This is a genomic window from Pseudoprimorskyibacter insulae (assembly GCF_900302505.1).
Classification (GTDB): domain Bacteria; phylum Pseudomonadota; class Alphaproteobacteria; order Rhodobacterales; family Rhodobacteraceae; genus Pseudoprimorskyibacter; species Pseudoprimorskyibacter insulae.
In genome coordinates this window covers 983,475-995,534 of sequence record NZ_OMOJ01000001.1, presented here as the reverse complement: position 1 = coordinate 995,534, position 12,060 = coordinate 983,475, and the positions used below count along the sequence as shown (strand labels likewise).

Genomic DNA, 12,060 nt, shown 5'->3' with positions numbered 1-12,060 from the left:
ACAGTCCGGTGATTATTTGGCGAACAGCGCATCATATTGCGCAAAGCCCTTCACCTCGATCGGATTCCCGGCCGGATCGCGAAAGAACATGGTCCATTGTTCGCCCGGCTCGCCTTCAAACCGGACCGAGGGCGGCAATTCAAACGCCACCGCCGCAGCCGTCAGACGGTCCGCCATGGCCCGCCATTGGTCCAGCGGCAGCACCACACCGAAATGCGGCATGGCAACCATGTGGTCCCCCACCTTCCCGGTGTTGGCCGTGCCGAAGGGCTGACCCAAATGCAGGCTGAGTTGATGGCCGAAGAAATCGAAATCAACCCAAGTGTCGGTGCTGCGCCCTTCCTCAGCGCCCAGCAAGCCACCGTAGAAGGCGCGGGCGTCGTCAAGGTCGGTCACGTGAATGGCAAGGTGGAATGGCGGTCTCATAGCCCACACATGACGTCAGCCCAGCGCGTTTGCCAATAGAAAATCGACAGAGCCGCTTTTTCGCGAAAATGCCCAACTAATACCGCTGCATCGTTGTGGCGTTGCGCAGGATGGCCTACTCCTTACGTCAACCACATCGTGAAGGGAGGAGTTTCACAATGTCTGACACACCCGGTTTCGGCTTTGATACCTTGCAAATCCACGCGGGCGCGCGCCCTGATTCGGCCACTGGCGCACGCCAGACGCCGATCTATCAGACGACGGCCTATGTGTTCCGCGATGCCGATCACGCCGCTGCGCTGTTCAACCTGCAAGAGGTCGGCTTTATCTACTCCCGCCTGACCAACCCGACGGTCGCGGTCCTTCAGGAACGTATGGCCACGCTTGAAGGCGGCGCCGGGGCGGTTTGCTGTTCCTCGGGCCACGCGGCGCAGATCATGGCACTGTTCCCGCTGATGGCGCCGGGGCTGAACATTGTCGCCTCTACCCGGCTATACGGCGGCACGATCACCCAGTTCAGCCAGACAATCAAACGCTTCGGCTGGTCCTGCACCTTTGTCGATTTCGACGATCTGGACGCTGTGCGCGCCGCGATCGACGAAAACACCCGCGCGGTGTTCTGCGAATCCATCGCCAACCCCGGCGGCTACATCACCGATCTGGATGCGATTGCCAAAATCGCAGATGACGCGCAGATCCCGCTGATCGTCGACAACACATCCGCTTCGCCCTACCTGTGCCGCCCGATCGAACATGGCGCGACGCTAGTGGTGCATTCGCTGACGAAATACCTGACCGGCAATGGCACCGTCACCGGCGGCGTTGTGGTGGATTCGGGCAAGTTCGATTGGTCCGCGACCGACAAGTTCCCCTCGCTCAGCGCGCCGGAACCGGCCTACCACGGCCTGAAGTTCCACGAAACCTTTGGCCCGCTGGCCTTTACCTTCCACGGCATCGCCATTGGCCTGCGCGATCTGGGCATGACCCTGAACCCGCAAGCGGCACATTACACGCTGATGGGCACTGAAACGCTCAGCCTGCGGATGCAGAAACACGTCGAGAACGCCCGCACCGTCGCGGCTTGGCTTGAAAACCACCCGGCGGTTGAGGCGGTCACCTATGCAGGCCTGCCGTCATCGCCCTATCACGACCGTATCGCCCGCATCTGCCCCAATGGCGCAGGTGCCTTGTTCACGGTCGCGCTGAAAGACGGCTATGAGGCCTGCATGAAACTGGTCGACTCGCTGGAAATCTTCAGCCACGTCGCCAACCTCGGCGATGCCCGCAGTCTGGTGATCCACTCGGCCTCGACCACGCACCGGCAGCTAACCGAAGCGCAACAAATCGCCGCCGGCGCGGCCCCGAATGTGGTGCGCATCTCGATCGGCATCGAAGATCCGAACGACCTGATCGCCGATTTGGACCAAGCGCTGGCCAAAGCCTCGGCCTGACGCCTGCGCCCAGATCATCGTGGTCTGAAAACACGTCCCCGTCGGAGCCTCCGGCGGGGATATTTTTGGTCAGAAAATACTGTGAAGCGCGCCCCTGTCATTTTCTGACGTCAAATATCCCGGGGAGTCCGCGCAACGCGCGGGCGGGGCAGAGCCCCATTTCGTCACTCACCAATCGCGAAAACGATGGTCACATTGGCGCTTGAGCTGATCTCGCCCGCAGCGACCGGAACATCGGCCACAGCTTCCTGCACGACGACGTCCTTCATGCTGCGCATGATCGGCATCGGGGCGCTGATCCCGCCTTCGTTGATCGACAGGATCGGGCCAAGCGCAACGCCCGCCGCATCGGCGTAGAGTTCAGCCTTGGCCAGTGCATCGGCCACCGCATCGCGGCGGGCCTGATTTTCAAGCGCATCGGTTTCGGATACGCCAAAGGACACGCCCGACAGCGTGTTCGCGCCATCCTCGACCATTACGGACAAAAGCCCGCCAAGCTGGCTCAGGTCGCGGACGCGGATCATCAGCATATTGCTAGCCACATAGCCGCGTGAGACGTCCACTTGTTTGTCGCGGTCCCAGATGCGGTCTTCGTTCAGCGACAGGCCGGATGTCTGGATATCCCGCGCCTCGATGCCGTTGTCTTTTAGACGGGCAATCATCGCCTCTAGCGCCGCCGATGTCTGGTTCAGCGCCTCGGCTGGGGTGGCGCCGCGCCCTTGTGCGCCGATCTGGATCGTGGCCATGTCGGGCGTGGCAAAAGCCACCGCCTCACCCGAGACGGTGATCTGGCCTGAAACGGCGCTGGATTGCGCCCAGACCGGAACGGCGGACAGGGCCAAGATGGGCAGGGCCAACAGGAAATTACGACGCATGAACAAAGCTCCTTGAAAGGGCGAAACCTGTGATCAAGGTGGGGGCGCAACTGCTTGGCGGCAAGGGGCTTTCGCTGATTGCGCTGACACGCGCTGATTTCCGCCAAACACGTGTCCGAGACGCAGATAAAGACTCCAATCAGGCACATTCGCATGGTAAAAGCCCGGCCATGGAACCGATTTATGCGCTCTCCTTATCGTTTGAGGGTATTGCCCTGCTGCGCAAAGCGCAGGCCGGGTGGGTTGTGCTTGGGGATGTGTCGCTTGAGGCGCCAGATCTGGCCGGAGCTTTGACCGCATTGCGGCAAAGTGCGGGTGCCGTGGCTGAGCAGGTCAAGCTGATCATTCCCAATGAACAGATTAAGTACTTATCCGTAAAAGACCGCGGCAGCAGCGGGCCTTTGCTGGACGCCCAGATTCAGGGCGCGCTTGATGGGGCGACGCCCTATGACGTGCTGGATCTGCGCTATGACCACAGCAAGGCGGATGGTCAGGTTTTGATCGCCGCCGTGGCCAAGGAAACGCTGGGTGAGGCAGAAGCCTTTGCCGTGGCCCACGGGTTTCAGCCGGTGGCCTATTGCGCCGTCGCCGCGCCCGGTGATTTTGTCGGCGAGGTGTTCTTTGGCGCAGGGACCGGCTGGACCGGCGAAGCACCGGTGCGCGCCGCCGAGGCACTGCGCATTGTCGCCGCCGCGATCATTGATGAGCCGCCCCGCACGGCGGCCCCGCAGCCTGCGCCGGAGGTGGAGCCTGCGCCGGTTGAGGCCGCCGAGCCGGTTGTCGAGATCGCCGTCGCAGAACCGGTTGCCGCCCCGAAGGTGGAGGCTCCCGCCCCTGTTGAAGCTGCGCCGGAGGTAGAGGCCGAAGCACCCGCTCCCCCTGCCCCCGCGCCGAAATCAAAGCCGAAGCCCAAGCCCGCCACCGCGACGATCAGTGCGCCCGCCATTCAAGACCCGGTGGAACCTGCGCCTGCCTTCACCTCGATCCGGGCGTCGCGCGGCGGGGATCAGGGCGCCGCGCCCAGCCTGTTGGGTGCGGATCGCGCCCCGGACCTTGCCGCCAATGGCCCAGCGGTCTCGCTGCCCAAGGCAAACGTAGAAAAGACAAGTCGCCCAGTCTTTGGCGCGGCCGCCAAACCCGCCGCCCCGGCCAATGATGAACAGCGCGGGCCAGCGGGCCGGACTTTGGGCTTTTTCAGCCGCCGGAAGTCCGACGCGCCGGAAACTGAGGCCGAGGTTCCGCCAGCCCCTGCCGCTCCGTCGCGCGGGCCGATGGCCGTGGCGACAAGCGCGCTGCGTCTGAAAACGGCAGCCGCACAGGCCGCACAGGATGAGGCCGAGGCGGAACGCACGAAAGAAGACATAGAGCGCGAGCGCCTGACGATCTTTGGCCAGCGCGAGCCGCAGAAGATCGGTGGCAAGCCGCGATTCCTTGGGCTGATGCTGACCGCTGCGCTGCTGCTGTTCTTGGCGGGCGTTGCGGCCTGGGCGTCGGTGTTCCTGGATACCGGCTTGGCGCGTCTGTTTACGCCGACCGGCACCGAAGAGATCCAGATCGGCGATGTGGAACTGCCCACCCCGGTTGAGGCGACCGAGATCCTGCCTGCCGAGGGCGTAGAGGTTGCCGCGCTGGACCCGAACTTTGACCCCGAACAGGTCGAAGGGCAGGAATCGACGGCAGATGTTGTCAGCATGGCAACCATGCCACAGATTCTGACCGCCGAAGAGGCCGAGGCCACCTATGCCGCCACTGGCATTTGGCAGCGCACGCCCGATGCGCCCGCCCTGCCGGTGATGATTGGTTTGGGCGAGGTCTATACCACCAACCTTGACCCCGCCGTGATCCAGTATGATGCCGTGGCCCTGCAAGCCCCGCGCGACCATGCCTCGGACTTGCCGTTTGCCGGTCTGTCTGATCCGGTATCGCCCGAAACCACCTTTGATCTGGACGATCGCGGGCTGGTCCGCGCCACGCCCGAAGGGGCGCTGAACCCCGAAGGCGTTCTGGTCTATCTGGGCAAGCCGCCGATTGTTGCCCCCAACCGCCCCGCTGAGGCGGCGCTGCTGGCCGAAGACCCCGAGGCGCTGGCCATACGCATTCGGATGAAATCTGTCCGTCCGCAATTGCGGCCCGAAGACGTGACAGACGGGAATGAGCGGGCGCGCTTTGGCGGGTTCACACAGGATGAACTCGCAAAACTGCGCCCGCAGGCCCGCCCCGATACCGGCAAAGAACTGGCTGAGGCCGACACCACCGCCACCGCGCAGGCCGTCGCCACATCGCGCCGTCCGATCACCCGGCCCCGCAACTTTGCCGCTACGGTGGCCGCTGCCGTCAAGAAACAAGAAACCACGCCCGCACCGGCGCCCGTGCAACAGGCCGCCGCAACGATCACGCCTAAGATCCCGTCCTCGGCCAGTGTCGCCAAACAAGCGACCGTCAAGAACGCTATCAACCTCAATAAGATCAACCTGATCGGGGTCTATGGCAAACCTTCTAGCCGCCGCGCTTTGGTCCGCCTGTCAAATGGGCGCTACAAGAAGGTGCAAGTGGGCGACAGCATCGACGGAGGCCGCGTCGCCGCTATTGGTGAGGGCGAATTGCGCTATGTGAAAAGCGGGCGCAATGTGGTGATCAAGCTGCCGCAGGGCTGATGCTTGCCGGGGCCGCCTTTGGGCCATGCCCAAAACCGCCTCACGAAAACTGCCAATCTTGAAACAATTTTAAAGGCTCGCTGCAAATGCAACATCTCGCATTGCATGCGGGCTGATGCGGCTCATATTGTATAGGGAACGTTCTTATTTGGTCCCCTATGCAAGAATTTCTGTTTCAGGCTTCTGTTTACCTGATGGCTGCGGTCATCGCTGTTCCCATCGCTTCGCGGCTTGGGCTTGGATCGGTCCTTGGCTACCTGTTGGCCGGGATTGTGATCGGCCCCGCGCTTGGGCTGGTGTCTCATACAACTGACCTTCAGCACTTTGCCGAATTCGGCGTGGTGATGATGCTTTTCATCATCGGGCTAGAGCTTGAACCGCGTGCCTTATGGGACATGCGGCACAAATTGCTGGGGCTGGGCGGTCTGCAAATCGTCGTGACGACCGTTCTTGTCATGTTCGCCGCCATGGCCTTGGGCTATGTGTGGCAGACGTCGCTGGCGGTTGGGTTTATCTTTGCGCTGTCCTCCACCGCGATCGTTCTGCAAACCCTCAGCGAAAAGGGCCTAATGCAAACCAGTGGCGGGCGGTCAGCCTTTTCGGTGCTGCTGACGCAGGATATCGCGGTGATCCCGATCTTGGTTCTGCTGCCGCTGCTGGCCGTTGCGCAGGGTCCGACGCTGGCGGCGGATGGATCGATTCAGCGCAACCTGCCCGAAGCGGATTCGCACGCCACCATGTCACTGGTCGAGGGTCTGCCAGGCTGGGGCGTGACTCTGGTGACGCTTGGCGCGATTGCGGCGATCATCCTTGCGGGGATTTACCTGTCGCGGCCCATTTTCCGCTATATCCACGCAGCCCACCTGCGCGAGATGTACACCGCGCTGGCGCTGCTGATCGTGCTGGGCATCGGATTTCTGATGTTGCTGGTCGGCCTGTCCCCGGCCCTTGGCACCTTTTTGGCGGGCGTGGTTCTGGCCAACAGCGAATTCCGGCACGAGCTGGAATCAGACATTGAACCCTTCAAGGGGCTGCTGCTGGGCCTGTTCTTTATCACCGTCGGCGCGGGCATTGATTTCAACGTCTTGCTGCGCAGCCCGGCCGAGATCATTGGCTTGGCCGTCGGGGTCATCTTGCTGAAATCGGCGGTGCTCTATGGGCTGGGCCGGGCCTTTGGTCTGCGCCGCCGCGATCAATGGCTATTCACCCTTGGCCTTGCGCAGGCTGGGGAATTTGGCTTTGTGCTGATCTCCTTTTCGCTGCAACTGCATGTCCTGCCCACGCCACTGGCCGAAAAGCTGCTGCTGGTGGTCGCGTTGTCGATGCTGATCACGCCGCTGCTGTTCATCCTGTACGACTGGCTGTCCAAGCGCATGAAAGACACATCCGAGGACAAAACCCCCGACGAGATCGACGAACAAGGCCCTGTCATCATCGCCGGGATTGGCCGCTTTGGTCAGATCGTCAACCGTATGGTGCGGTCTGCGGGCTTTAAGACCGTAGTTTTGGACCATGACCTGCGCACCATCCAGTTGATGCGCCGGTTCGGGGTCAAAGGGTTCTTCGGCGATCCCACGCGCCCTGAGCTGCTACATGCCGCCGGGTTGGAAACCGCGCGGGTGCTGGTCATCGCCCTGGACAACCCCGCCGCTGCCACCAAGCTATGCGGCTATGCGCGGCGACTGCGCCCGGATCTGCACATCATCGTGCGGGCCCGCGACCGTCAGCACGTGTATCAACTCTACAAAGTCGGGGCCGATGACATTGTCCGCGAACTTTTCGACAGCTCGCTGCGGGCGGGGCGCTATGTGCTGGAAAACATTGGCCTGAGCGAATGGGAAGCGGCGCAGGCGGAAAAGACCTTCTTCCACCACGACCGCTATGCCGTGCGCGAATTGGCCAAGGTCTGGGATCCGAACCGGGCCACCGGGGAAAACGACGCCTATGTGGCCCGCACGATTGAGTTGGAAAAGGAACTGGAGATCGCGCTGATGACGGCGCTGGACACCCAGAACGAAAGCCCATCATAAAAAAGGCCGCCCACTGGGCGGCCTTAAACGATCTGGCAGAGGCGCGGCTTAGGCGGCGCGCGAAATCAGCACATCGTCCACCTGCTTGGCGGCGGCCACTTCGTCGCCACCGGATACGGCGGCCACTTCGCGGGTCAAACGCTCAAGCGCGGCTTCATAAAGCTGGCGCTCCGAATAGCTTTGTTCGCGCTGATCGTCGCCACGGTGCAGGTCGCGGACGACTTCTGCGATGGCAATCAGATCGCCCGAGTTGATCTTCTGTTCATATTCCTGAGCGCGGCGCGACCACATCGCGCGCTTGACCTTGGCTTTGCCCTTCAGGGTTTTCATCGCCTGGCTGACCACATCGGGCGAGCTGAGCGAACGCATGCCAATTTCGGTGGCCTTATGCGTCGGAACGCGCAGGGTCATCTTGTCTTTTTCGAAGGAGATCACAAACAGTTCCAGCGTGATGCCGGCGATTTCCTGCTCCTCGATCGACATGATCTGACCGACGCCATGCGCCGGGTACACCACGTAATCGTTCGGGCGGAATTCGGATTTTTTCTTTGTCATTCAGTTTCTTCCTCGCAGCTCACCATTTCGGGGGCGACAAAAGGGACGTCGGAAATACCACGTATTCCCGTACATCCCTAGACCGTGTTCTGGTAAGCAACCCCCGGCAGCACGCCCGAACCTTCGGGCGCATGGTGTTCTATAGTGTAGGCCGAGTATAACACAAAACGCGGTTGACTTCCAGCGTCATCGCATGGCAGCCGCAGTTCCGCGCTAAAATTCAACGGTTTAACCCGTTTTCGATGGATTGCGGCCTGCCCTAGAACTGGCCAAGCCGCCTTTCACGAGCGAATCAGAGCTTATCCGCCTTCGCCAGGTGCTTCGGAGAAGTATTTATTCAGCTTGTCCGGTTCGCCATCGCGTTCTTCGGCTTCGGGCAACTGATCTTTCTTACTGATGATAACCGGCCACAGTTCCGAATACTTGCGGTTGAATTCCACCCATTTTTCCATGTCCGGCTCAGTGTCCGGACGGATCGCATCCGCAGGGCATTCCGGTTCGCACACACCACAGTCGATGCATTCATCAGGATGAATGACCAACATGTTTTCGCCTTCATAGAAGCAGTCTACGGGACACACCTCAACACAGTCGGTGTATTTACAGGCAATGCAGTTGTCGATGACGACATAGGTCATGGGTTCAATTTCCCTCTCAAGCGAGTCTGGGACTAGCTAGACCGTCCGGGCGGATCATTCAAGCGGTAGGGTGCGCGTTTCGTCCAGCTTACGACGTTCGCGCTTGGTCGGTCTGCCGCCGCCCTCATATTTGGGCGCTTGTGGCTGCGCTTCGCGCGGCTTTGGCGGATCCAGATCATCGTAAAGCGTGCGCGCTTCAGGCGCCGGGCCGCGCCGTTCACCAAGGGCCAAAACGCGGATCACCCGGACGTCATTGGCTTGGGCGAAAGTCAGAACATCGCCAGGCCCGACCGTGACGGCAGGCTTGGCGATGCGGTTTCCGTTGACGCGAACGTGTCCACCCGAAACGATCTTGGCGGCAAGGCTGCGCGTCTTGAAAAAACGCGCATGCCAGAGCCATTTGTCGATTCGGAGTTTGGACACCCCGTCAGACACTCAGAGCTTGCCCTTCAGCCCCATCAGCGCGGCAAACGGGTTGTCCGGGTCGATGGGCTTTTCCTTCTTGGGCGGGCGGGCCTCATAGGTTTTGGGGCCTTGATCGCGCGGTTTGCCCTTCGGCTTGCCGCCCTTGCCTTTGCCCTTAAAGCCACCACGGTCGCCGCGATCCCCACGCTCGCCGCGCGGTTGGTTGCGGTCGGCCTGACCGCCGCCGCGGCGCTGCTGGCCACCTTCGCCGCCCTGACGACGGTTGCCGCCGCGCTGGCCGCCACGGTTGCCACCCCATGTGAAGGTATAGAACGCCTCCATCTCGGGGCCGGCGATACCTGCATCGGGCGCGTCGCCCGGCAGCAGATCACCTTCTGCGGCCTCGGGGATATTGTCGTCCAAAGCGCCTTCGGGCTGGCTTTCGGCGATGGGGGCTGCGCCCGCATCCTCAATGCCTTCCACGCCTTCGGGAACATCCGCTGCCGCCGGGGCGTCAGCCACATCAGCCGAAGCGGCAGGCGTGTTTTCCACCTGCTGCGCCGCATCCATCACCGGGGCGTCCTGCGCCGGTTCCGACGTTTCGGTCACAACGGCGTCAACCGGGCGTACCTTCGCGCGTTCGCCCTTTTCGGCGCGATAGCCAAGGCCCTGCATCAGATCGGCGAACTGATCCAGCGTCATACCGGTGATCGACAGCATATCGGCCTTGGCCTCAAAGCCGCCACGGCTGTCTTCGCTGCGCAGCATGTCTGCCAGACGTTCCAGCATATCGATGCGGATCGCACGGGCCCCTGCCCCGCGATAGCCCGAAATCGTGTGATGCGCCGCAGGGGTGCCTTCGATGTTCGGAACCGTCACCAGACCCGGAGGCGGTGCTTCGGGGAATTCGTCCAGACCATTGGCCAGCGACCACAGCACGATGCGCAGACGCGTCGGAGCGGGTTTTAGCAGCAGCGGCATGAAAATGGTGAACTGACCGAAGCGCACGCCATGCTTGCGCAGCGCGCCGCGCGATTCCTGATCCAGCGATTTGACCTCATCGGCCACGTCAGCACGGGTCACGACGCCCATTGATTCGATCAGACGATAGCCAAAGCCACGCGCAAGGCCGGTCAGGGTTTCGTCTTTTTGGATGTTCAGCAGAGGTTCGAACAGCGATGCGATCTTGCGGTCGATGAAGTGCTGCAAACGGCGCTGCACCTTCTGAGCCACGTCCGCACCTGCTTCGTCATCGACAAAGGCCACAACGCGCGGCTTCAGCGGATCGTCGCCAGCAGCGAGCTTGCCCACCGCCTGTTCGCCCCACATCAGGCCGCCCTGTTCGGTGAAGTCGATTTCTGTGTCCGGCGCGTTGTAGAACTTATCCGCGCGCAGGTGGAAATGCGGTGCAAGCGCCTGAAGCGACGCTGTTTTCAGCGTCTTGGCCTCTTGCCCGGTTGCATCTTTGTCCTGGCGGAACCGGAACCCTTCAAGCCGACCGACGAATTCTCCTTCGACGGTCACCTCACCTTTGTCATTCACTTCGGCCAAAAGGGCCTCCTTCTGCTTCAACCGCCGCAACAGCACAGATGTGCGCCGGTCAACAAATCTCTGAGTCAAACGTTCATGCAGAGCGTCTGACAGCCTGTCTTCTACAGCGCGAGTCCTGTCGCGCCAATGCATTTCGTCGCCAACCCATCCTTTGCGCTGCGCGACATATGTCCACGTGCGAATATAGGCCAGACGTTTCGACAATGTGTCAATGTCGCCATCTGTCCTATCTATCCTTTGAACTTGCCGCGCCAAAAAGTCATCGGGAACCGTTCCCCTTTGATGCAGATGACCAAAGATCACCCCCACCAGTGCGGAATGTTCGCCGTGACTGATTCCCCGGAAATCGGGAATGCGGCAGGTGTCCCACAGCAATTGCACCGATGCGGGGCTAGAGGCGCGGGCCATGACCTCATGATCGCGCGACAGATCTTTCAGTGTCAGCAGGTCATCGGCATCCCGCGCCCGGACCAGAATGTCGTTCTGCGGCGATTGTTCCAACGAATGAATCAGCGTCTCGACCGACCCGAAGGACAGCGCCGCATTGCGCCAGTTCAGCTTTTTCAGCGGGGTAAAGCGGTGGTTGCAGATCGCATCGGCCACCTCATCGGGCAGCGGGCTTGCCTCACCGGTCACGCCGAAGGTGCCGTGTGACATGCCGCGCCCGGCCCGCCCGGCGATCTGGGCCAGCTCATTCGGGGCCAGCGGGCGCATCCGGCGTCCGTCGAACTTGGTCAGCGATGAAAAGGCCACGTGGTCGATATCAAGGTTCAGCCCCATGCCGATGGCATCGGTTGCGACCAGATAATCCACCTCGCCATTCTGATAGAGCGCGACCTGCGCGTTGCGCGTGCGCGGGCTAAGCGCGCCCATGACCACCGCCGCCCCACCTTTCTGGCGGCGCAGCAGTTCGGCAATGGCGTAGACATTATCCACCGAGAACCCAACGATTGCCGTTCGTGGCGGCAAACGGCTGATCTTTTTCGAGCCGGTATAGGCCAGTTGGCTCATGCGTTCGCGGCGCAGATATTCGACATTCGGCACCAGTGCCGAGATCGGGCCGCGCATTGTGTCGGACCCAAGAAACAGCGTTTCATGTGTGCCGCGCATCCGCAGCAGACGGTCGGTGAACACATGGCCGCGTTCAGGATCGGCGCAAAGCTGGATTTCATCGATTGCGACGAAATCGGTGCCCATGCCTTCGGGCATCGCCTCAACCGTGCAGACCCAATAGGCCGCGCGGGGCGGGACGATCCGTTCTTCGCCTGTCACCATCGCGACCACCGACGGGCCTTTGATGGCAACGATCTTGTCATAGACCTCGCGCGCCAGCAGCCGCAGCGGCAAGCCGATCATGCCGGTGCGATAACCTAGCATCCGCTCAATCGCGTAATGCGTCTTGCCAGTATTGGTCGGGCCAAGAACGGCCGCGATCCGCTTGGGTTGCACCATGGTGACCAATCCTTAGCCAGTCT

At 61.6% G+C, this 12,060-nt stretch carries 9 protein-coding genes; 3 read left to right on the top strand and 6 right to left on the bottom strand.

All coding sequences use genetic code 11. The annotated features are described in order from the left end of the window. Positions 1–12: 12 nt before the first annotated feature. On the bottom strand, positions 13–426 hold the full coding sequence (locus tag PRI8871_RS05040; RefSeq protein WP_108885060.1) for a VOC family protein: 414 nt from the start codon (positions 424–426) through the stop codon (positions 13–15). 158 nt (positions 427–584) lie between these two features. On the opposite strand from PRI8871_RS05040, the gene PRI8871_RS05035 reads away from it, so the two are divergent. Then, complete coding sequence (locus PRI8871_RS05035; RefSeq protein ID WP_108885059.1) at positions 585–1,877, top strand: O-acetylhomoserine aminocarboxypropyltransferase/cysteine synthase family protein; 1,293 nt, start codon at positions 585–587, stop codon at positions 1,875–1,877. A 164-nt stretch (positions 1,878–2,041) separates the two neighbouring features. Here the strand turns inward: PRI8871_RS05035 and PRI8871_RS05030 are convergent, their stop codons facing one another. Next, complete coding sequence (locus PRI8871_RS05030; RefSeq protein WP_108885058.1) at positions 2,042–2,752, bottom strand: SIMPL domain-containing protein; 711 nt, start codon at positions 2,750–2,752, stop codon at positions 2,042–2,044. 170 nt (positions 2,753–2,922) lie between these two features. On the opposite strand from PRI8871_RS05030, the gene PRI8871_RS05025 reads away from it, so the two are divergent. Continuing rightward, complete coding sequence (locus PRI8871_RS05025; protein WP_146188653.1) at positions 2,923–5,406, top strand: hypothetical protein; 2,484 nt, start codon at positions 2,923–2,925, stop codon at positions 5,404–5,406. 158 nt (positions 5,407–5,564) lie between these two features. Beyond that, a complete protein-coding gene (locus PRI8871_RS05020) occupies positions 5,565–7,436 on the top strand; it encodes a monovalent cation:proton antiporter-2 (CPA2) family protein (RefSeq protein ID WP_108885056.1) in 1,872 nt (623 codons plus the stop codon). Positions 7,437–7,484: 48 nt separating this feature from the next. On the opposite strand, the gene PRI8871_RS05015 is transcribed toward PRI8871_RS05020, so the two are convergent. The 4 genes from PRI8871_RS05015 to PRI8871_RS05000 form a co-directional block, all read right to left on the bottom strand. After that, entirely contained in the window at positions 7,485–7,991 is a 507-nt protein-coding gene (locus PRI8871_RS05015) for a CarD family transcriptional regulator (RefSeq protein ID WP_108885055.1), read from the bottom strand. Positions 7,992–8,290: 299 nt separating this feature from the next. Then, entirely contained in the window at positions 8,291–8,629 is a 339-nt protein-coding gene (gene fdxA, locus PRI8871_RS05010; RefSeq protein WP_108885054.1) for a ferredoxin FdxA, read from the bottom strand. A gap of 54 nt (positions 8,630–8,683) precedes the next feature. After that, complete coding sequence (locus tag PRI8871_RS05005) at positions 8,684–9,064, bottom strand: RNA-binding S4 domain-containing protein (protein ID WP_108885053.1); 381 nt, start codon at positions 9,062–9,064, stop codon at positions 8,684–8,686. Continuing rightward, entirely contained in the window at positions 9,065–12,037 is a 2,973-nt protein-coding gene (locus PRI8871_RS05000) for a helicase-related protein (protein ID WP_108885052.1), read from the bottom strand. Positions 12,038–12,060 lie beyond the last annotated feature (23 nt).